Origin of the sequence: Alloyangia mangrovi (genome assembly GCF_002300555.2) — a bacterium.
Classification (GTDB): Bacteria; Pseudomonadota; Alphaproteobacteria; order Rhodobacterales; family Rhodobacteraceae; genus Salipiger; species Salipiger mangrovi.
Genome location: NZ_NTHN02000015.1, coordinates 36859 through 62047, shown reverse-complemented (window position 1 = coordinate 62047; position 25189 = coordinate 36859). Strand labels below are relative to the sequence as shown.

Annotated in this window: 27 protein-coding genes and 1 pseudogene; 21 read left to right on the top strand and 7 right to left on the bottom strand. The window is 66.7% G+C overall.

The genetic code is table 11. From position 1 onward, the window contains the following. The first annotated feature begins 13 nt into the window (after positions 1 to 13). On the top strand, positions 14 to 157 hold the full coding sequence (locus tag CLG85_RS10300; protein WP_176476648.1) for a hypothetical protein: 144 nt from the start codon (positions 14 to 16) through the stop codon (positions 155 to 157). 394 nt (positions 158 to 551) lie between these two features. On the opposite strand, the gene CLG85_RS10295 is transcribed toward CLG85_RS10300, so the two are convergent. After that, on the bottom strand, positions 552 to 1460 hold the full coding sequence (locus CLG85_RS10295) for an AEC family transporter (protein WP_260348831.1): 909 nt from the start codon (positions 1458 to 1460) through the stop codon (positions 552 to 554). 177 nt (positions 1461 to 1637) lie between these two features. Here CLG85_RS10295 and CLG85_RS10290 point away from each other — a divergent pair, with 177 nt between their 5' ends. Beyond that, on the top strand, positions 1638 to 2099 hold the full coding sequence (locus CLG85_RS10290; protein ID WP_224845168.1) for an Lrp/AsnC family transcriptional regulator: 462 nt from the start codon (positions 1638 to 1640) through the stop codon (positions 2097 to 2099). A gap of 9 nt (positions 2100 to 2108) precedes the next feature. On the opposite strand, the gene CLG85_RS10285 is transcribed toward CLG85_RS10290, so the two are convergent. Continuing rightward, on the bottom strand, positions 2109 to 3539 hold the full coding sequence (locus CLG85_RS10285) for an aminotransferase class V-fold PLP-dependent enzyme (RefSeq protein WP_375796910.1): 1431 nt from the start codon (positions 3537 to 3539) through the stop codon (positions 2109 to 2111). Positions 3540 to 3844: 305 nt separating this feature from the next. Between CLG85_RS10285 and CLG85_RS10280 the strand changes: the two genes are divergently transcribed. The 6 genes from CLG85_RS10280 to CLG85_RS10255 all read left to right on the top strand — a co-directional run bounded on the left by CLG85_RS10280 (position 3845) and on the right by CLG85_RS10255 (position 10451). Further along, complete coding sequence (locus tag CLG85_RS10280; RefSeq protein WP_095884156.1) at positions 3845 to 4759, top strand: LysR family transcriptional regulator; 915 nt, start codon at positions 3845 to 3847, stop codon at positions 4757 to 4759. A gap of 247 nt (positions 4760 to 5006) precedes the next feature. Next, entirely contained in the window at positions 5007 to 6164 is a 1158-nt protein-coding gene (locus CLG85_RS10275) for an ABC transporter substrate-binding protein (protein WP_095884157.1), read from the top strand. A gap of 65 nt (positions 6165 to 6229) precedes the next feature. Next, positions 6230 to 7252, top strand: a complete 1023-nt coding sequence (locus CLG85_RS10270) for an ABC transporter ATP-binding protein (RefSeq protein WP_260348829.1) — start codon at positions 6230 to 6232, stop codon at positions 7250 to 7252. A 2-nt stretch (positions 7253 to 7254) separates the two neighbouring features. After that, a complete protein-coding gene (locus tag CLG85_RS10265; RefSeq protein WP_095883849.1) occupies positions 7255 to 8205 on the top strand; it encodes an ABC transporter permease in 951 nt (316 codons plus the stop codon). Then, positions 8195 to 9001, top strand: coding sequence for an ABC transporter permease (locus CLG85_RS10260; RefSeq protein ID WP_095883848.1), 807 nt, complete (start codon positions 8195 to 8197; stop codon positions 8999 to 9001). Before CLG85_RS10265 ends, CLG85_RS10260 begins: the two co-directional genes overlap by 11 nt. 25 nt (positions 9002 to 9026) lie before the next feature. Beyond that, positions 9027 to 10451, top strand: coding sequence for a gamma-aminobutyraldehyde dehydrogenase (locus CLG85_RS10255; RefSeq protein WP_260348849.1), 1425 nt, complete (start codon positions 9027 to 9029; stop codon positions 10449 to 10451). A gap of 33 nt (positions 10452 to 10484) precedes the next feature. Here the strand turns inward: CLG85_RS10255 and CLG85_RS27395 are convergent, their stop codons facing one another. From CLG85_RS27395 to CLG85_RS10235, 5 genes are all read right to left on the bottom strand, one after another. Continuing rightward, positions 10485 to 10709 (bottom strand): MBL fold metallo-hydrolase, encoded by a 225-nt coding sequence (locus CLG85_RS27395; protein ID WP_311734984.1) that lies wholly within the window; start codon positions 10707 to 10709, stop codon positions 10485 to 10487. Next, positions 10678 to 11394 carry an MBL fold metallo-hydrolase gene (locus CLG85_RS10250; protein WP_311734983.1) on the bottom strand — a complete coding sequence of 239 codons (717 nt, stop codon included), beginning with the start codon at positions 11392 to 11394 and terminating at the stop codon, positions 10678 to 10680. The genes CLG85_RS27395 and CLG85_RS10250 overlap by 32 nt, the downstream gene beginning before the upstream one ends. 71 nt (positions 11395 to 11465) lie before the next feature. Beyond that, a complete protein-coding gene (locus CLG85_RS10245; RefSeq protein ID WP_095881935.1) occupies positions 11466 to 12503 on the bottom strand; it encodes a YeeE/YedE family protein in 1038 nt (345 codons plus the stop codon). A 42-nt stretch (positions 12504 to 12545) separates the two neighbouring features. Then, on the bottom strand, positions 12546 to 12893 hold the full coding sequence (locus CLG85_RS10240) for an ArsR/SmtB family transcription factor (RefSeq protein ID WP_224845185.1): 348 nt from the start codon (positions 12891 to 12893) through the stop codon (positions 12546 to 12548). Positions 12894 to 12898: 5 nt separating this feature from the next. After that, entirely contained in the window at positions 12899 to 13270 is a 372-nt protein-coding gene (locus CLG85_RS10235; RefSeq protein ID WP_095881933.1) for a hypothetical protein, read from the bottom strand. An 86-nt stretch (positions 13271 to 13356) separates the two neighbouring features. Between CLG85_RS10235 and CLG85_RS10230 the strand changes: the two genes are divergently transcribed. From CLG85_RS10230 to CLG85_RS10170, 13 genes and pseudogenes are all read left to right on the top strand, one after another. Further along, positions 13357 to 14091, top strand: a complete 735-nt coding sequence (locus CLG85_RS10230) for a cytochrome c biogenesis CcdA family protein (protein ID WP_095881932.1) — start codon at positions 13357 to 13359, stop codon at positions 14089 to 14091. Between the two features lie 27 nt (positions 14092 to 14118). Beyond that, entirely contained in the window at positions 14119 to 14697 is a 579-nt protein-coding gene (locus tag CLG85_RS10225; protein ID WP_095881931.1) for a thioredoxin family protein, read from the top strand. A 168-nt stretch (positions 14698 to 14865) separates the two neighbouring features. Next, complete coding sequence (soxX, locus tag CLG85_RS10220; protein WP_095881930.1) at positions 14866 to 15345, top strand: sulfur oxidation c-type cytochrome SoxX; 480 nt, start codon at positions 14866 to 14868, stop codon at positions 15343 to 15345. A 13-nt stretch (positions 15346 to 15358) separates the two neighbouring features. Further along, positions 15359 to 15775: a thiosulfate oxidation carrier protein SoxY gene (gene soxY / locus CLG85_RS10215; RefSeq protein ID WP_095881929.1), complete on the top strand. Its 417-nt coding sequence runs from the start codon at positions 15359 to 15361 to the stop codon at positions 15773 to 15775. Between the two features lie 15 nt (positions 15776 to 15790). Next, positions 15791 to 16120: a thiosulfate oxidation carrier complex protein SoxZ gene (gene soxZ / locus CLG85_RS10210; RefSeq protein ID WP_095881928.1), complete on the top strand. Its 330-nt coding sequence runs from the start codon at positions 15791 to 15793 to the stop codon at positions 16118 to 16120. Positions 16121 to 16210: 90 nt separating this feature from the next. Continuing rightward, positions 16211 to 17065 (top strand): sulfur oxidation c-type cytochrome SoxA, encoded by an 855-nt coding sequence (gene soxA, locus CLG85_RS10205; protein WP_095881927.1) that lies wholly within the window; start codon positions 16211 to 16213, stop codon positions 17063 to 17065. An 85-nt stretch (positions 17066 to 17150) separates the two neighbouring features. Beyond that, the gene (gene soxB, locus CLG85_RS10200; protein WP_095881926.1) at positions 17151 to 18848 is read left to right on the top strand and encodes a thiosulfohydrolase SoxB; all 1698 of its coding nucleotides are present in this window, start codon (positions 17151 to 17153) and stop codon (positions 18846 to 18848) included. A 32-nt stretch (positions 18849 to 18880) separates the two neighbouring features. After that, entirely contained in the window at positions 18881 to 20134 is a 1254-nt protein-coding gene (gene soxC / locus CLG85_RS10195) for a sulfite dehydrogenase (RefSeq protein ID WP_260348827.1), read from the top strand. Continuing rightward, positions 20118 to 21341, top strand: a complete 1224-nt coding sequence (locus tag CLG85_RS10190) for a c-type cytochrome (RefSeq protein WP_095883362.1) — start codon at positions 20118 to 20120, stop codon at positions 21339 to 21341. The genes soxC and CLG85_RS10190 overlap by 17 nt, the downstream gene beginning before the upstream one ends. Before the next feature lie 55 nt (positions 21342 to 21396). Beyond that, positions 21397 to 21822, top strand: a complete 426-nt coding sequence (locus CLG85_RS10185; RefSeq protein WP_095883361.1) for a DUF302 domain-containing protein — start codon at positions 21397 to 21399, stop codon at positions 21820 to 21822. Between the two features lie 2 nt (positions 21823 to 21824). After that, positions 21825 to 23039, top strand: a pseudogene (hemA, locus tag CLG85_RS10180) (5-aminolevulinate synthase). 197 nt (positions 23040 to 23236) lie between these two features. Beyond that, positions 23237 to 24499: a PQQ-dependent sugar dehydrogenase gene (locus CLG85_RS10175; RefSeq protein WP_260348826.1), complete on the top strand. Its 1263-nt coding sequence runs from the start codon at positions 23237 to 23239 to the stop codon at positions 24497 to 24499. Next, positions 24496 to 25074 carry a c-type cytochrome gene (locus tag CLG85_RS10170; protein ID WP_095880464.1) on the top strand — a complete coding sequence of 193 codons (579 nt, stop codon included), beginning with the start codon at positions 24496 to 24498 and terminating at the stop codon, positions 25072 to 25074. Before CLG85_RS10175 ends, CLG85_RS10170 begins: the two co-directional genes overlap by 4 nt. The last annotated feature ends 115 nt before the right edge of the window (positions 25075 to 25189 follow it).

The following is a 25189-nucleotide window of genomic DNA, read 5'->3' as shown; positions in this document are numbered from 1 at the left end:
TGGACAGTTGCAGGTGCTCGATCGCGGCCTTGCCGAAACCATCGGCGAGCATCCGGTCGCGGGCACAGCGCTGCCGTTCCGGGTCTGCGCACATCAGGCAGGCCCGGCACTTATGCGCCGCGAGATCTTTGATTTGGTTTTTATCGTTATTGAGTAGATGGTTGCTGGTGATATCTGGCCTCGTCAGAGTCGAAACTTCTGGCGAGCAATGTCCAGGAATTGGTCCAGACCGCTTCTACTCGTGCCCTCATTTATGGAACGCACGAACCAAGCCAATCAACGGAAATATCGCAGTTTTCGCGCCGCCCAAATTTTGAACAATTCTCGAGGAGACAATGTGAGATTCCCGACGGACAACAGAATTTCATGAAAAACAATTTTTTTCCTGGGATCTTCGACTGTCGCCCCGCTCGAGAAGGTCGCAGTGATTGCACAAATTTAAAGCGTACGCATTTTTAGAACATTTTTGGCGACAAATTCTCGCGCCGAGCGCCCGGCGGATTGGCCTCCGCGGGCGGGCTGAAAAAGAGCACGCGCCCTGCGGGCCCGGCCTAGCCCAGGCCCAGCACCAGCAGCACCAGGGGAATCGTCAGCACGCCGAGCAGGGTCTGCCCGGTCACCAGACCGGCCATGAGCGTACCGTCCCCGCCCATCTGCCGGGTCAGCACGTAGGCCGTGGGCGCAGTCGGGATCGCCGAGAAGACCACCAGCACCAGCACCTCTACCGAGCCAAGGCCGAAGCCCGCCCCGACCAGCGCCGCGATCCCCGGGACCAGCAGCAGGCGCAGCGCCGAGTTGCCAGCCAGCGCCGCCAGATCCCCGCGCAGCGAGTCCGGGCGCAGCGCCGCCCCGACGCAGAGCAGGCCAAGCGGCAGGCTGCCGCGCGCGAGCAACTCGAGGAAGCGATCCGCGCCGAAGGGCAGCCCGGTGCCGACAAGGGCCAGTGCGATCCCGGCGAGGCAGGCGAGGATAAGCGGGTTGCGCAGCATGGTCTTCAGGAGCACCCAAGGGCGGCGCAGCACATCGGCCTCGCTCAGCGCCACGATCGACAGCACGTTGACCAGCGGCACAGCAATGGCGAGATAGACCGCCGCGCGGGACACGCCCTCGGGGCCGGCGAGGCTCGCGGTGATCGCGAGCCCGAGGTAGGTGTTGAAGCGTATCGCCCCCTGCAGCGCCGGGCCGAAGCGCGCCGCGGGCATCGGCCAGAGGCGCCTGGCCAGCACCATGCCGAGCGCCACGAGGCAGATCGTTGTGACAGTCGCCCCGCCGAGCCTCAGGAGTTGCGGATCATCCAGGGGCGCGCGCAGCAGGCTCGAAACGAGTAAGGCCGGGAACAGCAGGAAGTAGTTCAGCCGCTCCGCCGCAGGCCAGAAGCCGGGGTCGGGGAACCCCTTGCGAGACAGAAGAAACCCCAGGCAGATCAGCCCGAACAGGGGCCAGATGGTGATGAACAGCACGCCGCGACTCCAGTTATGCCGCCGTAGGGCCCGGGCCGGACGGCGCCCTCTCCCTATAGCCCGGCAGGGCTGCAACGTCAGCGGCCTTCTGCCAGTGGCGGCGTCAGGCACTCCAGCACTACCATTTACCGCAGACTTAGGATAGATTACCCCAATTGCAGCCTCGGGAAGAATTCCATGCTCGACTTATACGACCGGAAGATCCTCGCGCTGCTCCAGCGCAATGCCGAGATGCCGGTTGCCGAGATCGCCGCCGAGATCGGCCTGACCACTACCCCTTGCTGGCGGCGCATCCGCAAGCTCGAGGAGCGCGGCTACTTCAAGCGCCGCGTGGCGCTGCTCGACGAGGAGAAGCTGAACGTCGGGGTGTCGGTCTTCATGGCGATCCGGACCAACCAGCACAGCCGCGCGTGGTCCAGCGCCTTTGTCAAGGCGACCGAGGAGATCCCCGAGATCGTCGACATCTTCCGGCTGGCGGGCGAGATCGACTACATGCTGCGCGTCGTGGTGCCGGATATCGCCACCTTCGACCGGGTCTACCAGCGGCTGATCCAGAAGGTGGAGATCCACGACGTGTCGTCAATGTTCGCCATGGAGACGATCAAGTCTAGCACCGAGCTGCCGCTGGATTACGCCTGAGGTCCCGCCTCAGGCGGCGCTGGCCGAGAAGATCGCCCGGGCGCCGTCGACCTCGTAGCCGCCGACATAGGCCACCGCGTCGCGCGAGAGCGTAGCGACGCTCTGCAGGATGTAGCTCACCTCGGCCTCGCTCATCAGCACCGACAGGTTGAGCCGCACGAAGCCGGGCTTCTCCAACTCCTGCCCCGAGAGGATCGCCGCGCGGGTCCGCGCCGCGGCCCCGGCGTCATAGCCCAGCAGGCGCAGCACGTAGGGGCCGGCGCAGGCGCAACCGCCGCGGGCCTGAATGCCGAACCGGTCGCTGAGCATCTTGGTGGCGAGCTGCTGGTGAATATGGCCACCGCGCGGGTCGCGCAGGCGGAAGGAAAGCACCGGGAGCCGCGCCGGGCCGGTGTTGCCAAGCAACTCGATGCCAGGCTCGGCCTGCCAGGCCGCGATGGCCCGGGCCGCCAGCTCCGCGTTGCGCCGCGCCATGTAATCCACGCCGATCTCTTCCTTGACGATCACCGCCAGCGCCGCACGGATGTCACCCACCACATTGGGCGTGCCCGCCTCCTCACGCGCCTCCAGCGCCCCCGTGTAGTCATGCCCCTCCGAAGACACGAAGCGCACGGTGCCGCCGCCGACCCAAGTCGGGCGCGACGAAACCACCGCGTCGCGGCGCAGCACCAGCACACCCGAGGCACCTGGCCCGCCGATGAACTTGTGCGGCGAGAAGACCAGCGCGTCGATGCCGGCGCCCTGTTGGTCCATCCGCATGGGCAGGTAGGGCCCGCCCCCGGCGTAGTCCCAGACCATCAGCGCGCCGGCCTCCTTCACCCGGCGGGTGAGCCCCGCGACGTCGGCGATGAGTCCCGAGACGTTCGAGGCCGCCGAGAAGGCGCAGATCACCCGGTCGTATTGCGCCCTGTCCGCCAGGGCCGCATCGAGCGCGGCAAGCTCCGGCCCGCCGTCGGTGGCCTCGGGCAGCTCGACCACCTCCGCCCCGCTCTCGCGCCAGGGCAGGATGTTGGAGTGATGCTCGTAGGGGCCGAGGATCACCTTGACCCTGCCCTGATCCGCGCCAAGCAGATGCACCAGCCGGTTGAGCCCCGCCGTCGCCCCGCTGCCCGCGAAGATCACCGCGTGCTCGGGGCCGGCGCCGCAATGGGCGGCGATGGTGGCGCGGGCGGCCCCGCGCAGCCGGGTCATGAAGCCGCCGCAGAAGGAGGCCTCGGTGTGGCTGTTGGCGTAATACGGCAGCACGTTCTCGAGCAGGAACATCTCGAGCGTCTTCAGCGCCCGGCCCGAGGCGACATAATCGGCATAGACCAGCGGCTTCGGCCCGAAGGGCCCATCCACCATCGCGCCCTTGCCCACGATGTCCTCGCCCATCTGTGCGACAGGCGGCAGGGCCTGGCGGAAGGAGCTCAGCAGGGCGGCGGGATCGGTGCAGGACATGGGGTGCTCTTCTTGCTCTATGGGGCAGTTTTGCGCGTTCATCGCGGTTGCACGCAGCCTAGCACCAGCGGGAGGGCAGGAGTTTCCAAATGGGCACTCCAGTGCCTCGGAATGCAGCAATCCTATTCCAAGAATTTGTACTCTGTGAGCACATTATTCCCTTCACTCACCTCACTGCGTCACCTCTGTCCTCAGAGTGCGCTCTCCGCCCCACCTCAGCCGCGCGTCGCCCTTTCCCCGAGGAACAGGCTTGCGCGGTGCGCGCAAACCGCCCTTCAATGCGCCTGTCACCCGGGGAGCGCGCCATGTCCTTCACCTTGAAACAACTCCGCTATTTCGTCGCCGTGGCCGAGAAGGGCTCGGTGATCGGCGCGGCGCAGACGCTGTCGATCTCGCAATCTGCGGTGACCGAGGCGCTGAAGAACCTCGAAGCCGATCTCGGCGTCACCCTCTTCGAGCGCCATGCGCGCGGGCTGGACATCACCCACAGCGGCCACCAGTTCCTGCGCCATGCGACAAAGATCCTCTCGGACGTGTCTGGGGCTCGGAGGGCCTTTCAGCGCGCACCGGGCACCACGCAGGGTCGACTCAACATCGGGGTGACCTCGCTGATGGCGGGCTACGTCATGTCCGACCTGCTGTCGCGCTACCGGCGGATGAATCCGGCGGTGGAGGTCTCGGCGTTGGAGGATCAGGGCGAATACCTCGAGCACCTGCTGGTCGGCGGCGAGCTCGACGTGGCGGTGATGGTGATCTCGAACCTGCGCGACCGCATGGCGCTGCAATCCGAAATTCTGGACGTCTCGTCCTTCCGGCTCTGGCTGCCGCTGGGCCATAAGCTCACGGCGCGCGAGAGCATTGGGCTCGACGACGTGGCGCGCGAACAGCTCATCATGCTCAACGTCGACGAGATGGAGGAGGAGGCGGTGAAGCTGCTCTCGGCCTTCGGACGCAAGCCGCAGATCGCCTTCCGCACGCGCTCGGTGGAGGCCGTGCGCAGCCTCGTGGCCACCGGCGCGGGCGTGGCGCTGCTGCCAGACCTCGTTTACCGTCCATGGTCTCTGGATGGCGACCGGATCGAGAGCCGCGACGTCTCGGGCAGCCTGCCGATCGTGCAGGTGGGGATGGTCTGGCGCAAGGGGCTGCCACTCTCGGAAGCAGTGCAGGATTTCCTGTCGCTGGCGCGGATGGGACAGGGGGAGAGACCGGCGCGGTTCTGAAGGGGCGAGCTATCGGTTTTTCCGAATGATCATTTCTGATTAATGAATTTGCGAACGCAGCGACGCCGTCACATGATTTTGGTGCGGAACAAGGGCGCGTGGCCGAAGGGCTGAAAGACGTCCCCGTGCCACGGCGCAGGCCGCCGCCGGCTCTACAACCAACAGCGAATTTCGGGCCGCCGCCCGCGCCGGGGACGTGCTTTGCACGGCCATTGGCCTCGCGCGGCCTGCCCACAGGGAGAGTGCAATGACCAACCGTTTCATCACCGCCGTGGTGAGTGCGATCACCGCCGCCTCGCTGGCGACGAGCGCCGTGGCGCAGATGACCGAGATCGGCGAGGGCGAGGGCGAACTGTCGATCGTCGCCTGGGCCGGCTACATCGAGCGCGGCGAGACCGATGCCGCCTTCGACTGGGTGACCAAGTTCGAGGAAGCGACCTCCTGCAAGGTCTCGGTGAAGACCGCCAACACCTCGGACGAGATGGTCGCGCTGATGAACGAGGGCGGCTTCGACCTCGTGACCGCCTCGGGCGACGCCTCGCTGCGGATGATCGCGGGCAAGCGCGTGCAGCCGATCAACGTCGATCTGATCCCCTCGTGGAGCACCGTCGACGACCGCCTGAAGGACGCGCCCTGGCATACGGTGAACGGCGAGCATTACGGCACCCCGTACATGTGGGGCCCGAACGTGCTGATGTACAACACCGAGGCCTTCCCCGAAGCGCCGACCTCGTGGAACGTGGTCTTCGAGGAGATGACCCTTGCCGACGGGTCGAACAACAAGGGCCGGGTGCAGGCCTATGACGGCCCGATCCACATCGCCGACGCCGCCAACTACCTGATGGCGCACAAGCCTGAGCTGGGGATCACCGATCCCTACGAGCTGAACGCCGACCAGTATGCCGCCGCGCTCGACCTGCTGCGTGCACAGCGCGAGCTGGTGAGCCGCTACTGGCACGACGCCTTCATCCAGATCGACGACTTCAAGAACGAGGGCATCGTCGCCTCGGGTTCGTGGCCGTTCCAGGTCAACCTGCTGCAGGCCGACGGCGTGCCCGTCGCCTCGGTGATCCCCGAGGAGGGCGCCACCGGCTGGGCCGACACCACCATGTTGCACGCCGAGGCCGAGCACCCGAACTGCGCCTACAAGTGGATGGAGCACACGCTGTCATCCAACCTGCAGTCCGACCTTTCGGTCTGGTTCGGCGCGGTGCCCTCGGTGCCCGCCGCCTGCTCGGACGGCTCGGGCATGCAGACCCAGGAAGGCTGCGACGCCAACGGCCTCGCGCAGTTCGACAAGATCAAGTTCTGGAAGACCCCGGTAGCCAATTGCGAGAGCCAGGGCGAATGCGTGCCCTACTACCGCTGGGTGTCCGACTACATCGGCGTGATCGGCGGCCGCTGATCCGCCTTCCCTGACCTTCCCCGCGCCGCCGCCTGCGGCGCGGGCACAAGAACCGGAATACTCCCATGCCAGCCGTGAGCTTCGACCACGTCTCCCGCCACTTCGGTGCGGTGAAGGCGGTGGATGACGTCATCCTCGACATTGCCGAAGGCGAGTTCTTCGCCATGCTGGGGCCCTCGGGCTCGGGCAAGACCACCTGCCTGCGGCTGATCGCCGGCTTCGAGCGCCCCACCGGGGGCGACATCCGCATCTTCGGCGCGCCCGTCGCTGACCTGCCCCCCTACAAGCGGCAGGTGAACACGGTGTTCCAGGATTACGCGCTCTTTCCGCATCTCAATGTCCGCGACAACGTCGCCTACGGGCTGATGATCGCCGGGCGCGGCAAGCGCGAGCGCCACGCCGAGGCCGAGGCGGCGCTCGAGATGGTGCGGCTCGGCGGCTACGGCAGCCGCAAACCGTCGGAGCTGTCGGGCGGCCAGCGCCAGCGCGTCGCGCTCGCGCGGGCACTGGTGAACAAGCCGCGTGTGCTGCTGCTCGACGAGCCGCTGGGTGCGCTCGACCTCAAGCTGCGCGAGCAGATGCAGGAAGAGCTGAAGACCCTGCAGCGCCAGCTCGGCATCACCTTCGTCTTCGTCACCCATGACCAGGGCGAGGCGCTGTCGATGGCCGACCGCGTCGCCGTGTTCAACGACGGCAAGATCATCCAGGTCGGCAGCCCCGAGGACATCTACTTCCGCCCCGAGGTGCCCTTTGTCGCCGATTTCGTCGGCTCGTCGAACGTGCTGCCCGAGGCGCTGGTGGCGCGGCTGACCGGCGAGACCTGCCCTGCCGCAATCCGCCCCGAGCGGCTGCGGCTCGCCCCTGAGGGGCCTCTGAAGGCGCGGGTGACCGGGCTCAGCTTCCTCGGCCTCAGCACGCGCGTCAGCTTCGACGCGGAGGGCACGCGGCTGACCGCGCTGTTGCCGCAGGACGTGGCCCGCCCGCGTGAAGGTGACGAGGTGGCGCTGACCTGGGCGCCCGAGGACCTGCACCTGATGCGGGCCAGTGAACGGGCCGGGCAGCAGGTCGGGCAGCGGGTCGGAGCATGAGCATGGCCGATACGCACCCCTCCGCGCAGGCAGGCCCCTCCGAGGGGCTGCTGACGCGGGTCTCGGACACGCTCTGGCGGCGCCCGACGCTGCTGCTGCTCATCCTGCTGACGCCGCCGGCGCTCTGGCTGGGGATCATCTACCTCGGTTCGCTCTTCGCGTTGCTGCTGCAGAGCTTCTTCTCGATCGACCACTTCACCGGGCTGATCAACCACGAGATCACTCTGGCGACCTACGCCGAGCTCTTCACCCCGGCCAATTTCGACATCATCCGCCGCACGGTGGGCATGGCGACCATCGTCACCCTCGCCTCCGCCGTGATCGCCTTCCCAATCGCCTATTACGCGGCGCGCTACGCCAAGGGCGCATGGCGGGCGATTTTCTATCTCGGGATCATGATGCCGCTGTGGTCGAGCTACCTGGTCAAGGTCTACGCGTGGAAGCTGATCCTCGCCAAGGAGGGCATCCTGACGTGGATCTTCGAATGGCTGCACCTGACCTGGCTGCTCGACGCCTATCTCGCGCTGCCGGTCATCGGGGGCAATTCGCTCTCGGTCAGCCCCACGGGCACCTTCCTTGTCTTCGTCTACGTCTGGCTGCCCTACATGGTGCTGCCCATTCAGGCCGCGCTGGAGCGGGTGCCGGGTTCGATGCTGGAGGCCAGCGGCGATCTCGGCGCGACACCCGCGCAGACCTTCCGCCACGTGCTCTTGCCGCTGGCGCTGCCGGGGGTGATCGCGGGCTCGATCTTCACCTTCTCGCTGACGCTCGGCGATTACATCATCCCGCAGATCATCGGCACCTCACGGCTCTTCATCGGGCAGGCCGTCTACCAGCACCAGGGCATCGCCGGGAACATCCCGCTGGCCGCCGCCTTCGCCGTGGTGCCAATCGTGATCATGGGCGTCTACCTCTGGATCGCCAAGCGCATGGGGGCCTTCGATGCACTCTGACCGCGCCTCGCTGAAGCTGAAGATCGCCGCCGCTGCGGGGCTGCTGTTCCTGCACCTGCCGATCGCGCTGATCTTCGTCTACGCCTTCACCACCGAGGAGAAATCCTTCCAGTGGCCACCGCCCGGCTACACGCTGAAATGGTTCGCGGCGACATGGAACCGGCCCGACGTCTGGGAGGCGATGGCCCTCAGCCTCAAGGTCGCGGCGATCTCGACGCTGCTCGCGATGATCCTCGGCACGCTCTGCGCCGCCGCGGTGAGCCGCACGAAGTTCTTCGGCCGCGAGAGCATCTCGCTCTTGGTGATCCTGCCGATCGCTCTGCCCGGCGTGGTGACGGGGATTGCCCTGCGCTCGGCCTTCTCGATCGCCGAGGTGCCGTTCAGCACCTGGACCATCGTGCTCGGCCACGCGACCTTCTGCGTGGTGATCGTCTACAACAACGCCGTCGCCCGCTTCCGCCGCACCAGCGGCAGCCTCATCGAGGCTTCGATGGACCTCGGCGCCAACCTCTTCCAGACGCTGCGCCACGTCATCCTGCCCAACATCGCCACCGCGCTGGTGGTGGGCGGCATGCTGGCCTTCGCGCTCAGCTTCGACGAGGTCATCGTCACCACCTTCACCGCCGGTCAGCAGCAGACGCTGCCGATCTGGATGCTCGAGGAACTGGTGCGCCCGCGCGAACGCCCGGTGACCAACGTGGTCGCCATGGTCGTGGTGCTGGTCACCCTGCTGCCCATCCTGGGCGCCTATTATCTCACCCGCGGGACCGAAGCGGTCGCGGGACAGGGCAAGTAAAGAACGGAAAATGACGGAGGACATCATGCAGACCAAGATGCTGATCGGCGGCGCACAGGAAGCCGGGAAAGAGACCGAAGAGGCGGTGCTCAACCCGCGCACCGGCGCGCTGATCGTGAAGATGCCCGAGGCGGACATGGACCAGGTGAACCGCGCCGTGGGTGCCGCCCGCGCCGCCTTCCCCGGCTGGGCGCGCACCACCGCCGCGCACCGCTCGGGCCTGCTGCTCGCGCTGGCCGACGCCATCGAGGCGCGCGCCGAGGAGTTCGTGAAGCTGGAGTCGCTCAACTGCGGCAAGCCGATCGAATGTGTGCGCAACGACGAGGTTCCGGCGGTGGCCGACTGCTTCCGCTTCTTCGCCGGCGCGGTGCGGAACATGCACGGGCCGGTGGCGGGCGAGTACATGGAGGGCCATACCTCGATGATCCGCCGTGATCCGATCGGCGTCGTCGCCTCGATCGCGCCGTGGAACTACCCGATGATGATGATGGCCTGGAAGCTGGCCCCGGCGCTCGCGGGCGGCAACACGGTGGTGATGAAACCCTCGGAACAGACGCCACTGACCGCGCTCTTGATGGCCGAGATCATCGCCGGCATCTTCCCGGCGGGCGTGGTCAACGTGATCGTCGGCCAGGGCGCCACCGTCGGCAACGCGCTGATCAACCACCCGCAGGTCGACATGGTGTCGATCACCGGCGACGTGGCGACCGGGCGCAAGGTGCTGCAAGCGGCCTCGAAGTCGGTCAAGCGCACGCACCTCGAGCTCGGCGGCAAGGCCCCGGTGATCGTCATGGACGACGCCGACCTGGGCCGCGTCGTCGAGGGGCTGCGCGCCTTCGGCTATTACAACGCCGGGCAGGACTGCACCGCCGCCTGCCGCATCTACGCGGGGGCGAAGGTCTACGACAACCTCGTGGCGGATCTCTCCTCCGCCGTCTCCTCGATCACCTTTGACGATGCCGACGACACGAAGAACGAGGTCCCGCCGCTGATCTCGCAGCGCCAGCGCGACCGGGTGGCGAGCTTCGTGCAGCGCGCCTCGGAACTGAAGCACATCGAGGTGACCACCGGCGGCGCCCTGCACGAGGGCTCGGGCTTCTACTACCGCCCGACCGTCATCGCCGGCGCGCTGCAGGAGGACGAGATCGTCCAGCGCGAGGTCTTCGGCCCCGTCGTCTCGGTCACCCGCTTCGACGATGCCGATACCGCCGTCGCCTGGGCCAACGACAGCCAGTACGGGCTCGCCTCGTCGGTCTGGACCGAGAACATCGGCCGCGCGCTCGATATGTCGGCGCGGCTGCAATACGGCTGCACCTGGGTGAACACGCACTTCATGCTGGTCAACGAGATGCCGCATGGCGGACTCAAGCAGTCGGGCTACGGCAAGGACATGTCGATGTACGCGCTCGAGGATTACACCGTGGCGCGCCACGTGATGATCGCGCACTGAAGATGGGCAGGGGCGGCCCCGCCGCCCCGCGCCTCAGAGCGGCACGTAGCGGTAGCCGTCGCCCGCACGCTCCACGTGCCCCATGCCCCCCTGCGAGAGGTGGAAGCCGATCACCGGCACCTGCTCCCGCGCCAGCCGATCCATCAGCGCCACGCGGGTCTTCGCGCCCAGCTCCGGGTCCTGGTCCGAGTTCGCCTGCCAGCCCGGGCGGGCAAATGCCACGTGGTCATTGCCGATGGCATCCCCGACGATCAGCACTTGCTCGCCCCCCCTGCCGCAGCTCGAAGCCCATGTGTCCGGGCGTGTGGCCGGGCAGGAGCATGGCTGTAAGGCCGGGCAGGATCTCGGTGCCATCCTCGAACCGCTCTATCCGGTCCTCGATTGCCTCCATCCGCCTCCGCGCACCGAGGGCGAAGAGCTGACGCTCTGCGCCAATGCTGTCCGCAGTCGCCGGATCCCACCAGTAGTCCCACTCGGCGCGGCCCATCAGGTAGCGCGCCTCGGGAAAAGCCGGCTCGTCGAAATCGTCAAGTAGCCCCCAGATGTGATCGGGATGCGCGTGGGTGAAGACCACCGCAGTCACCTGGTCGGGGCTGATCCCGGCGGCCCCGAGGTTGTCCTGCAACGCGCCGGCGCTGTCCATGAAGTCCGGTCCCGCGCCGACGTCGAAGAGCACGGTCTGCTCGCCGTCCTGCCAGAGGGTCACGTTGCATTCGGGCGTCAGGCGCTGGCGGTCGATGTGCTGTGCCGCGAGGATCCCGGCCAGCTCGGCTTCGGGCATGCCGGCGAAGATGAAGTCTCCGGGCAGCACGAGGTTGCCGTCGCTCACGGTGATCAGCCGGCCGGTGCCGAGGGTCGCCTCGGCGATCAGCTTACGGGGCAGCAGCGGCGCGAGGCCGGCAGCCGCGGCGGTTTGCAGCAGGTGCCTGCGGGTCAGTGGCATGGTCTCTCCTCCCATTCACACATTCGCATTCTATGATGCAAATTGCGGGACGGGAAGAGCCGAAAGCGCCGCTACTCGGCGGGCGCTAAACCGACGATGAGCTGGCGCAGTCCGATGGCCGCCCCGGCGAAGATTGACAGCAGCGCCACGGGGGCGCTGAAGGACAGTAGGGAAAAGGCGCTCAGCCCCTGCCCGACGCTGCAGCCCGCGGCCAGCACCGCCCCCGGCCCCATCAGCGCCGCCCCGAGTATTTGCCGTTTCAGCTCGCGCGGGTCCTCGCAGGCCTCCCAGCGGAAGTGCCCCTTGCGCAGCGAGCCGAGGACGGCGCCGATCAATACGCCGGTGACCGAGCCGACGGCAAAGCCGGGCGCCGCAGCCGAGGCGGTCATCAGCCAAAGCAGGCTCTCCCCGAGCGGCCGGGCAAAGGAATGGCCTTCGACCGCGATGGCGCCGAAGCTCTGGGTGGCGGCGATCTGCGTGCCGACCCAGGCCGAGGTCACCGCCAATCCGACCACCACGCCCCAGAAGACGTGCCGCCCGGCGCGCAGCATGCCGCCACCCGAGAGCGAGATCGCGATCAGCGCAGCGCCCACCACCAGTCCGGTAAGCAGCGGTGCCCCGGTGAGCTGCGACAGTGATTGCGGCGACGTGGCCGGGGTGTCGGGGAAGACAGTGATCCGCGCCAGTGCCAGCGGGCCCGAGAGAGTGACATAGGCAGTCAGCCCCATCACCACCACGATCACCAGCGAACGCAGGTCTCCGCCACCAAGCCGCGCCAAAGCGCCGTAACCGCAGTTGCCCGAGAGCGCCATGCCGTAGCCGAAAAGCAGCCCGCCGAGCACCGTGCCTGGCAGCGACCATTGCCGCGAGAGGTAGAAGGTCTGGCCCGCATCGAGCACCCCCGCGGAGATCGCGGCATGGGTGGCGATCACGGCCGTGCCGATCGCGAGGCCCCACATCCGCAGCCGCCGGGTGTCAGAGGAATAGAGCGCGTCCTCTATCGCGCCGAGCGTGCAGAAACGCCCCAGGCGGGCGGCAAGGCCAAGCGCCATGCCGCCAAGCAATCCCACGAGCGCCGCAAGCGCGGCCCCGTCACCAAAGTCGAACATTGCGACTGTCGCTCCCTTTCGACCGCCAGCATGCGCCGCCGGTCACTCCTCCCGACAGAACAAGTCGTAGATGACTTCCATGATCTTCTTCGGACGGTCATCCGTCAACGAGTAGTAGATCGTCTTGCCGTCCCGCCGCGGTGTCACCAGCCCCTCGAGCCGAAGCCGCGAGAGCTGCTGCGAGACCGCCGACTGCCGCGCCGAGAGCAAATCCTCGAGCTCGGTCACCGACTTCTCGCCCGAGGCGAGGTGGCACAGGATCATCATCCGCCCGCCGTGGCTCATCGCCTTGAGCAGGTTCGACGCCTCTTCGGCCTTTTCCATGAACCGGTCCATTTCCGGCTCGCTCATGCCCTCGTCGAAGACGGGGAGTTGGGCAGCGTTCGACATCGGCGTCATCCGTTTATCTGCGCGGGAGGTGGCGCGGGCGAGGCCGGAGCCTCTTCGATCAGGCGGGCCAGCAGGGCCCAGAAAAAGTCTTCTCCAGGATAGCCTTCGATTCGCCCGGTTTCCATCCCGTCCGTCACGAGAATGAACGTTGGCGTGAAGGCAACGGGCCGGACGAGATGAATATCCTGCGGCAGGGCGCGAATATCGGCCCGGCGCAGCGGTGCCGCCTGACCCTCGGAGGACTTGGGATAGATCGGCGCGATCTCGGCGTCCCAGGCCTCGCAATAGCGGCAGCCGGCCTGCTCGGCCATTAGCAGCAGGGTCTCAGCACGCAGCGGAAGCGGCAGGATCAGCAGGAGGCACAGAAGAAGTCGCATCGAAGGGTTCCAGAATGATTGACCAGAAGCATATCACATACGTAACGTAATATGCGAATATGTATTGAAGGAGGCGCGTCGCAAGCATGTTCGATGTCACTTTTCTGGGCGCTTTCCTGGCCGGACTGCTGTCTTTCCTATCGCCCTGCATCCTGCCGATCGTGCCTTTCTACCTGTCCTATCTTGCCGGACAGGGGGTCCATGTGGTCGCTGAGACCGGCGTCGTGCCGCCCGGCCTGCGCCGCCGCGCGGTGACCGGGGCGGTGCTTTTCGCGCTCGGGGTGATCACCGTCTTCATCGGGCTGGGCGCCACGGCCACGGTCTTCGGCCAGATGGTCCGCGAATGGTTCGGCGTGCTGCGCTGGGTCGCCGCCGGGATCATCGTCCTGATGGGGCTGCATTTTCTTGGTATTCTGCGGATTCCCCTGCTCTACCGGCAGGTCCGCTCCGAGGCCCGGGGCGCCACCGGCCTCGTCGGCGCCTACGTCATCGGCTTGGCCTTCGCCTTCGGCTGGACCCCCTGCGTCGGGCCGGTTCTGGCGGCGATTCTCTTCACCGCCGCCGGGCAGGACACCGCGCAGCACGGCGCGCTGCTGCTCTTCACCTACGGCATGGGGATGACCCTGCCCTTCGTACTTGCCGCCGTCTTCATCGGCCCCTTCCTGCGCTTCATGGCACGTTTCCGCCGCCACCTCGGGCAAGTGGAAAAGGCCATGGGGCTTCTGCTCATCCTGTTCGGCGTTCTGATCGCGACCAACAGCGTAAACCTGATCGCCGCCTGGCTCATCGACACCATCCCGTGGTTCAGCCGCATCGGCTGACCGGGCCCACTCCGAAGGAGGAGAGTGATGACACGACTGTTCCCCACGCTGGCCTCGGCGGCGCTGATCGTCCTTACCGCCGCCCTGCCCGCGCGTGCCGCCCAGCTTGGCGACGACGGGCTGCACAAGGCGCCCTGGATGCACGACACCTTCAAGGATCTGCGCGAAGATCTGGCCGAGGCCAATGCCGCCGGTCAGCGCCTGCTGATTCTCATCGAGCAGCGCGGCTGCATCTACTGCACCAAGATGCACGAGGAGGTGTATCCGCAGCCGGAGATCGCGAAGTTGCTCTCCGAGGACTTCTTCGTCATCCAGATCAACATGTTCGGCGACGTCGAGGTGACTGACCTCGATGGCACAGTGCTGCCCGAGAAGGACATGGTGCGCCGCTGGGGGATGCTCTTCACCCCGACGATGATCTTCCTGCCTGAAGAGGCCAAGGAGGTGCCCGCGCCGCAGGCCGCGGTGGCGGTCATGCCCGGTGCCTTCGAGAAAGGCACCACCCGCCACATGCTGCAATGGGTGCTCGAAAAGGGCTACGACGGCGACGAACCATTCCAGAAGTACCACGCGAGGAAACTTGAAGAAGACCGCGTAAAGAACTGACATCACTATACAGTTCACGAATTTCGTTCAGGCGGAATCTGGGCGGGGTGTCCCCGCGCGCGGCCGCTGTCGGATGCTGGACATATCTTTAAATTCACGGCTATGAATTTGTTGTTGCAATAAGCTGGATGTGTGCCATAGCATTCAGGTCATGGAAGGGGAGGAGACATGAAAACCACGGTCGCACTTGCGTCCGTCATCGGGATCGTTGCGTCCGCCGTGCTGGCTGACACGACCGCGCCAGATGACGTCAGCTTCACCGAATACGGCGAGGTCGAGGCCTCGCTGACCGGCACCGCGGGGGATCCCGCGAAGGGTGCCGAGATCATGACAACCAGGTCGAAGGGCAACTGCGTGGCCTGCCACGCGGTCACCGCGCTCGCCGACGCGCCGTTCCACGGCGAGGTGGGCCCGACGCTCGACGGCGTCGGCGGCTACCGCTCCGAGGCCGAGCTGCGCGGCATCGTCACCAACGCCAAGAAGATGTTCGACGGCACGGTGATGCCCGCCTTCTACAAGACCAGCGGCTTCATCCGGCCCGGCGATGCCTACACCGGAAAAGCCGCACCGGATGACCTGCCGCCGATCCTTTCCGCCCAGGAGGTGGAGGACGTGGTGGCCTTCCTGATGACCCTTCAGGACAGCTGAGAGAGGAGACGGCATGAGCCTGACCAGACGAGATACCTTCGGGCTTGCCCTTGGCGCCATGGCGCTGACGGTCCTGCCCTTCCGCGCCAACGCCTCGGTCGACGACCTGATCGCCGAGTTCACCGGCGGCGCGGACCTGGCCGACAGCGGCGTGGATCTGACCGCGCCGGAAATCGCCGAGAACGGCAACACCGTGCCGATCAGCGTCGACGCGCCCGGCGCGTCGGAGATCCTGGTGCTTGCCGCCGGCAACCCGACCCCCGCCGTCGCCACCTTTGCCTTTGGCCCGCTGGCGGGCTCGCGCATGGCCTCCACCCGCATCCGGCTTGCCGGCACGCAGGAGGTGATCGCGGTGGCGAAGCTCGAGGACGGCACTTTCGCCCGCGCCGCCAAGACCGTGAAGGTCACCATCGGCGGCTGCGGCGGCTAACAGGAGACAAGACAGATGGCATCCGGAGTGAAACCCCGCGTCAAGGTTCCCAAGTCCGCCTCCGCGGGCGAGGTGGTCACCCTCAAGACGCTGATCAGCCACCCGATGGAAAGCGGCCAGCGCAAGGACAAGGATGGAAGCCTTATCCCGCGCTCGATCATCAACCGCTTCACCTGCGACTTCAACGGCCAGAACGTCATCGACGTGAAGATGGAGCCGGCGATCTCGACCAACCCCTACTTCGAGTTCGAGGCGCTCGTGCCCGAGGCCGGGGAATTCACCTTCACCTGGTACGACGATGACGGCTCGACCTACACGGACACCAAGCCGATCGAGATCGTCTGATACACGGCGGGCCGCCCGGGGAGGAGCCGGGCGCCCAAAACCGTCTCGCCCGACCCCATGGCGGCCGGGCCAACTTGAGGGAGGAGACATATGACACGCAAGGCGATTGCGCTCACCGCGCTCGCCCTGCTGGCCGCACCGCTGGTGGTGCAGGCCGGCGGGCCGGATGACGACGAGCTCGTCATCAACGGCGAGATCGAGATCACCACCAAGGCCCCGGCCCCGGCGTTCCTTTCGGACGTGATGGACGAGGTGATCTCGGGCTGGCATTTCCGGTCGGACGAGACCCAGGCGCTCGAAGCGGACGATTTTGACAACCCCGGCATGATCTTCGTCGATAAGGCCCGGGAGCAATGGGACACCGTCGAAGGGACCGAGGGCAAGAGCTGCGCCTCCTGCCACGGCGCGCCCGAGGACATGGCCGGGGTGAAGGCCACCTACCCCAAGTGGAACGACGACGCCGAGGAAGTCCGCACGCTGCAGATGCAGGTGAACGACTGCCGCACGGAGCGCATGGGCGCGGAAGCGTGGAAATACGACGGCGGCGATGCGATCAACATGGTCGCGCTGCTCTCGGCGGTCTCGCGCGGGATGCCGGTCAACGTGGCCATCGACGGACCGGTGCAGGCAACCTGGGAGCTCGGCAAGGAGCTTTACTACACCCGCACCGGCCAGCTCGAGCTTTCCTGCGCCAACTGCCACGAGCAGAACTATGGCAACTACATCCGCGCCGATCACCTCAGCCAGGGGCAGATCAACGGCTTCCCGACGTATCGGCTGAACAACGCGGCGCTCAACGGGGTGCACTCGCGCTTCAAGGGCTGCGTGCGGGATACCCGCGCCGAGACCTATGCGCCGGGCAGCCCGGAGTTCATCGCCCTGGAGCTCTACGTCGCGTCGCGCGGCAACGGCCTCTCGGTCGAAGGCCCCTCCGTCCGCAACTGACCCAAAGGCCCCGCGCGTTCGCTCGCGCGGGGCTTCTCCGTCCTAATAAATTCACTTATACGAATACGTATCAAGGATAACCACGATGATCTCCCGACGTGATTTCCTCCAGGTCTCCATGGCTGCCGCCGCAACCTATGGCGGCTCTGGTTTCGGCAACTGGGCGCGGCTCGCGGCGCAGCAGCGCCTGACGCAGGACGATCTGCTGGCCATGCCGGCCTTCGGGAACGTCTCGCTGATCCACATCACCGATATCCACGCACAGCTCAAACCGATCTACTTCCGCGAACCCTCGGTCAACATCGGCGTTGGCGGCAACCGCGGCGAGGTCCCCCATCTCACCGGCGCCGAGTTCCGCAAGATGTACGGCATCGAGGACGGCTCCCCCTCCCATTACGCCCTCTCCTCGGGCGATTTCACCGCGCTCGCCCGCGGTTATGGCCGCGTCGGCGGCATGGACCGGGTGGCGACCGTGGTAAAGCAGATCCGCTCCGAGCGCCCTGATGCGCTGCTGCTCGACGGCGGCGACACCTGGCACGGCAGCTACACGTGCTACCAGACCGCCGGCCAGGACTGCGTCAACGTGATGAACCTGCTGAAGCCCGACGCGATGACCTTCCACTGGGAGTTCACCCTCGGCTCGGACCGCGTGCGAGAGATTGTCGAGGGGCTGCCCTTCGCCGCGCTCGGCCAGAACATCTTCGACGCCGAATGGGACGAGCCCGCCGAGCTGTTCCAGCCCTACAAATTCTTCGAGCGCGGCGGCGTGAAGATCGCCGTCATCGGCCAGGCCTTCCCCTACATGCCGATCGCCAACCCCTCGTGGATGTTCCCGGAGTACTCCTTCGGCATCCGCGACGAGCGCATGCAGGACATGGTCGACGAGGTGCGCGCGGGTGGCGCCGAGCTGGTCGTGGTGCTGAGCCACAACGGCTTCGACGTGGACAAGAAGATGGCCGAGAAGGTGACGGGCATCGACGTGCTGCTCTCGGGGCACACCCATGACGCGCTGCCCGAGCCGGTGCTGGTGGGCGAGACGATCATCATCGCCTCGGGCTCGAACGGCAAGTTCGTCTCCCGCGTCGATCTCGACGTGCAGGGCGGCCGGATGATGGGCTTCCGCCACAAGCTGATACCGATCTTCTCGGACGTGATCGCCCCCGATCCCGAGATGACCGCGCTGATCGACGCGCAGCGCGCGCCCTATGCCGACCAGCTCTCCGAGGTCATCGGCCACACCGACACCACGCTCTACCGCCGCGGCAATTTCAACGGCACCTGGGACGACCTGATCTGCGACGCGCTGCTCACCCAGCGCGACGCGCAGATCGCCCTGTCGCCCGGCGTGCGCTGGGGGCCGTCGCTGCTCGAGGGCGATCCGATCACCCGCGAGGATCTGTGGAACGTCACCTCGATGAGCTACCCCGAGGCCTACCGTTCCGAGATGACCGGCGAGTTCCTGAAGATCGTGCTCGAGGACGTGGCCGACAATATCTTCAACCCCGATCCCTACTACCAGCAGGGCGGCGACATGGTCCGCGTCGGCGGCCTCAGCTACCGCATCGACGTCACCGCCCCCGCCGGGCAGCGCGTCTCAGAGATGACCCTGCTGAGGACCGGCGAGGCGATCGACCCCGCGAAAAGCTACACCGTCGCCGGCTGGGCCAGCGTCAACGAGGGCACCGAGGGGCCGCCGATCTGGGACGTCGTCGAAAGCCACATCCGCAGCCTTGGCCGCGTGCAACTGGGCGAGAACACCTCGGTTGAGGTCGTGGGCGCATGACGCAGGGCCCCAAGAGAACAAAGGAGGACAAAATGAGCGAGCCGAAGACTTCGCGCCGCGCCTTCCTGCAGGGGGCCGCCACGGTGGCGGTGACCGCAGGGGCCGCGCGTGCCGCAGAGCCCGATCCGCTGATCACCGAGGTGCAACCCTGGGCACAAGGTCTCGGCGACGGCGTCGATGTCACCCCCTACGGGCTGCCGATCCGCTTCGAGGAGGACGTGGTGCGCCGCAACGTGCCGTGGCTGACCGCCGACCCGATCAGCTCGATCAACTTCACGCCGATCCATGCGCTCGACGGCACGATCACCCCGCAGGGCTGCGCCTTCGAGCGGCACCATTCGGGCGCGATCGAGCTCAGCAAGAGCGACTACCGGCTGATGATCAACGGGCTGGTCGATAAGCCGCTGGTCTTCACCTACGAGGATCTCGAACGCTTCCCGCGCGAGAACCACGTCTATTTCTGCGAATGCGCCGCGAACACCGGCATGGAATGGGCCGGCGCGCAGCTCAACGGCGCGCAGTTCACGCACGGCATGATCCACAACATGGAATATACCGGCGTGCCGCTGCGCACCCTGCTGCGCGAGGCGGGCCTGCCCGCGACCACCGAAAAGTGGGTCTACGTCGAGGGGGCAGATGCCTCCTCCAACGGCCGCTCGATCCCGATGGAAAAGGCGCTGGACGACGTGCTCGTCGCCTTCAAGGCCAACGGCGAGGCGCTGCGCAAGGAGCACGGCTACCCGGTGCGCCTCGTGGTGCCCGGCTGGGAAGGCAACATGTGGGTGAAATGGCTGCGCCGCATCGAGGTGATGGACGGCCCCGTGGAAAGCCGCGAGGAAACCTCCAAGTACACCGACACGCTGGCCGACGGCACCTCGCGCAAGTGGACCTGGGTGATGGACGCGAAATCCGTGGTTACCTCTCCCAGCCCGCAATCGCCGATCAGGCACGGCCACGGCCCGCTGGTGATCACCGGCCTCGCCTGGTCCGGTCACGGCAAGATCACCCGCGTCGACGTATCTACCGACGGCGGCAAGAACTGGCAGACCGCGCGGCTCGCCCGCGAGGGCGAGAACAAGGCGCTCACCCGCTTCTACCTCGACACCGAATGGACCGGCGAGGAGATGTTCCTGCAGTCCCGCGCCATGGACGAGACCGGCTACGTGCAACCCACCAAGACGCAGCTGCGCGACGTGCGCGGCGAGAACTCAGTCTATCACAACAACTGCATCCAGACCTGGTGGGTCAAACCGAACGGGGAGGCCGAAAATGTCGAAGTCTCTTAAACTCTACGGCAGCGTCTTCGGCGGCATCGCGGTCACCCTGACCTTCGCGGTGAACATGGCAGACCGCTTCGTGGCCGAGGCGCCGGAGGGGCTGCGGACCCTGACCCCGCTCGAGGTCGCCGCAGCGCCTGCCCCGGCGGGCGGCTTCGTCGCCGCCGCCCATGCGGAAGAGGCACCCAAGGATGGCCCGCTCGGCATCGGCCGCGAAGCCCTGCCCGAGGAGGTTGCCGCCTGGAACCTCGACGTCTCGCCCGACGGCACCGGCCTGCCGCCCGGTAGCGGCTCGGTCGAGGACGGCGAGATGCTGTTCTCGGAGAATTGCGCGGTTTGCCACGGCGAGTTCGCCGAGGGCTCGGGCAACTGGCCGAAGCTGGCGGGCGGTGAGGATACGCTGGCCAACAAGGACCCGGTGAAAACCGTGGGCAGCTACTGGCCGCACCTCTCGACCGCCTGGGACTACGTGCACCGCTCGATGCCCTTCGGCAACGCGCAGTCGCTGGAGCCCGACGAGGTCTATGCCATCGTCGCCTACATCCTCTTCTCGAACTTCATCGTCGACGAGGACTTCACCCTCTCGAACGAGAACTTCACCGATGTGGTCATGCCCAACGAGGGCGGCTTCATCGTCGATGACCGGCCCGAGACCGAGTACCCGCAATGGAGCGGCGAGCCCTGCATGACCGACTGCAAGGAGAGCGTCGAGATCACCATGCGCGCCACCGTGCTCGACGTGACCCCGGACCACGGCGGCGAAGAGGCTGCGGCGGAGCCCGCTGCCGAGACCCCCGCCGATGCGGTCGAAGTGGCCACCGCAGACACGAGCACCGAGGCCACGGACGCCGCCCCGGCGGTCGCGGAACCCGCTGCCGCGCCCGCTGCCGCCGACCCGGAGCTGATCGCCGCCGGCGAGAAGGTGTTCAAGAAGTGCATGTCCTGCCACGCGGTGGGCGAAGGCGCCAAGAACAAGTCCGGCCCCGAGCTCAACGGCGTCGTCGGGCGCGGTATCGGTTCGATCGATGGCTTCCGCTACTCGAAGACCTTCGAGGAAGCCCATGGCGCCGGCGAGACTTGGACCCCCGAGCGGCTGCACGCCTTCCTCGAGAAACCCAAGGACGCGATGAAAGGCACCAAGATGTCCTTCCCCGGCCTGCGCAAGCCCGAGGATATCGACGCGGTCATCGCCTATCTCTCGACCTTCGCCGAATGACAGACGACCCGGCCGCGGCATCCCGCGGCCGGGCCTTGCACCACGGAGGCCCGCCATGCTCAAGACCCTCGCCCTGCTGATCACCCTGCCCGCCGCCGCCATGGCGCAGGAGGTCATCACCCACCCCTATGACGGCTCCTTCGACGAGGCGACCTTTGCCCTCGAGAATGCGATCATCGGCGAGGGGCTGGTGGTCGATCACGTCAGCCACGTCGGCGAGATGCTGGCCCGCACCGGCGCAGACATCGGCGCCGACACGCATCTCTTCGATGCCGCCGACGTCTACCTCTTCTGCTCCGCAACCACCTCGCGCGAGGTAATGGAGGCGGACCCGGAGAACGTCGCCTTCTGCCCCTACGCGATCTTCGTTGAAAGCCGCGACGGCCAGACCACCCTCGGCTACCGCAGCTTCGCGCGTGAAAGCATGGCGCCGGTCAACGACCTGCTCGCCCGCATTGCCGCCGCCGCCACGGAGTTCTGACCATGTATGACGCCCTGTTCCGCGCGCAGATCGACGCGCTCAAGGCCGACGGCAACTACCGCCATTTCGCCGAACTGGAACGCCACCGGGGCGCCTTCCCCGCCGCCACCCACCATGGCGAGCACCGCGAGGTGACCTTCTGGTGCTCGAATGACTATCTCGGCATGGGGCAGCATCCGGCAGTTCTGGAGGCGATGCACGGCGCGCTCGACACCTGCGGCGCGGGTGCGGGCGGCACACGCAACATCTCGGGCACCACGCATGAGCACGTGCTGCTCGAGGCGGAACTGGCCGATCTGCACCACAAGCAGGCGGCGCTGCTCTTCACCTCGGGCTACGTGTCGAACTGGGCCAGCCTCGGCACGCTCGGCGCGCGCATTCCCGGGCTGGTGATCCTGTCGGACGCGCTCAACCACGCCTCGATGATCGAGGGCATCCGCCACTCCAAGGCCGAGCGGATCATCTGGAAGCACAACGATCTCGCGGATCTCGAGCGCCATCTCGCCGCCCTGCCCCTCGACCGGCCGAAGCTCATCGCCTTCGAGAGCGTCTACTCGATGGACGGCGACATCGCCCCGATTGCCGGGATCTGCGATCTGGCCGAGCGCTACAACGCCATGACCTACCTCGACGAGGTGCACGCGGTCGGCCTCTACGGCCCGCGCGGCGGCGGCATCGCCGAGCGCGAGGGGCTGATGCACCGGATCGACCTCATCCAGGGCACGCTGGGCAAGGCCTACGGCGTGCAGGGCGGCTACATCGCTGCCTCGGCGACGCTCTGTGACTTCATCCGCAGCTTTGCCTCGGGCTTCATCTTCACCACCGCGCTGCCCCCCCGCCGTCGCCGCCGGCGCCCGCGCCGCCGTGACGCACCTCAAGCGCTCGCAGCTCGAACGGGCAGCGCAGCGCCGGGCGGTGGCCAGCGTGCGCGAGGCGCTGGACCGGATCGGCGTGCCGCATCTGCCGAACCCAAGCCACATCATCCCGGTGATGGTCGGCTGCCCACAGAAATGCCGCTACATCTCGGACCGGCTGCTCGAGGAGCACGGCATCTACATCCAGCCGATCAATTACCCCACGGTGCCGCGCGCACCGAGCGACTGCGCATCACCCCTTCGCCGGTGCATTCCGCCGAGGACATCCGGCGGCTGGTTCTGGCGCTCGAGGCGCTCTGGGCCGAATGCCAGCTGGCGCGGAGGCCGATGGCGGCGCAGTAGCGCAGCGGAAATCTCCCTGGAAGAGCGCCCCGCCCCGCGCAGCGCTCTTTCAGGCATGAATCCCTTACTTTAGATGCATCTTAGAATTGTAGGTATTCGTTGACGAATCGCACATCCGACCCGCAGCTTTCCTGAGGTCCTCCCGGAGGAACTTCGTCACCATGCGGAGTGTGGAGGGCTGATTTAGGGAGGAAACCATGAAAACCAAGCAATTCGTTTCGAGTCTTCTATTGTCCACGGTCCTGACGACGCCGGTGTTGGCGCAGGACAACATGGACAAACTGTCCAATATGCAGCGCACCGATGCCACCTTCACCTTCATCGACCAGGAGGGCGAACGTGCCGATGCGCTGAAGGAAATCCTGCCGCATATCAATGTACCGGACGGCTTCGAGGTCAGCCTCTATGCCGTGGTGCCGGACGCGCGCTCGATGGCCGTCGCGCCTCAGGGCACCGTGGTCTTTGCCGGCACCCGCAAGGACAAGGTCTGGTCGATCGTCGACCGCGACCGCAACCGCGTGGCGGATGAGGTGAAGGACTTCGCGCCTTCGATTACCTTCGACGTGCCGAACGGGCCCTGCTTCTCGCCCGACGGATTCCTTTACATCGCCGAACGCAACCGGGTGCTGACCTTCCCGGCGGCGGAGTTCTTCTTCGAGGGGCCGGATCCGGCCGTCGGCGAAGTGGTTGCCAAGGGCGAGTTGATCCCCGCCGAGGAAGAGAGCTTCAATCACACTGCGCGGGTCTGCCGCGTCGGGCCGGACGGCAAGCTCTACATCTCGCTCGGGCAGCCGCACAACATCCAGCCCAAGGACAAGCTGGAGATGTACGACAAGATCGGCATCGGCGGCATCATCCGCATCAATACCGACGGCACTGGCCGCGAGGTCTACACCCGCGGCATCCGCAACTCGGTCGGGCATGACTTCAACCCCACCGACGGCTCGCTGTGGTTCACCGACAACCAGGTCGACGGCATGGGCGACGACATCCCGCCGGGCGAGCTGAACCGCCAGACCTCTGCCGGGCAGCACTTCGGCTTCCCCTGGACCAACGGCGGCGTCGACATCCCCGACTACAAGGACGTCGAGCGCCCTGAGGGGGTGGAGTTCATCGACCCGCAGGTCAACATGCAGGCCCATGCCGCCGACCTCGGAATGCGGTTCTACACCGGCAGTTCCTTCCCCGACAAATACAAGGGCGGGATCTTCTCGGCGCAGCATGGCTCGTGGAACCGGACCGAGCCGGTCGGCGCGCGGGTGATGTTCACCGCGCTCGACGAAGAGGGCAACGCCGCCTCCACCGAGGTCTTCGCAGAGGGTTGGCTCGACGAGGAGACCGGCGAATACCGTGGCCGCCCGATGGACATCGCCTTCCTGCGCGATGGCTCGATGCTGGTGTCGGACGATTTCGCCGGGGCCATCTGGCGTATCGCCTACGCGCCCAAGGCGTCCGAATGAGGGCTGTCGCCCTGATGATCCTCGGCGGGCTCACGCTCGCCGGGGGCACTCGGCTCTTCGCCGGGGACCCGGCGGCGGGCCGGAAGGTCGCCAACATGTGCCGCACCTGCCATGGCATTGATGGGATGGCACAAATCCCCATCGCACCGAACATCGGCGGCGAGCCAGAGGCCTATCTCGAAAGCCAGCTCATGGCCTTCAAGACCGGCACGCGCGAGAACGAGATGATGTCGGTGGTGGCGGCGGGTCTCACGGCGCAGCAGATCTCCGACGTCTCCGCCTGGTACGGCGCGCATACCGCCAGCGCCAGCCTGCCCGAAGGGGTGAACGAGGAGGATGCGCCCGATGCCTGCGTGTCCTGCCACGGTGCGAACGGCATCGCGCTACTGCCCGAGGCGCCCAACCTTGCCGGCGAGGTCAACATCTACATCGACACCCAGCTCAAGGCCTTCCGGACCGCCAAGCGCAAGCATGACATCATGTCCTCCATCGCCGCCGAGATGACCGACGAGGAGATCCGCGCCGTCGCCGACTGGTACGCCGCAGTGAAGCTGGAGATCACCGGACCGGAGTGATCCTCGGCAAGGCCGGTCTCGCGGGAGTGCCCCGGCCTATGCCTGCCCCGGCCGTCCGGTTGGCCATCCGCCTCAAGGCGCCGCCGATGCGCTTTGAGGCGGCCCGAACGCAGTC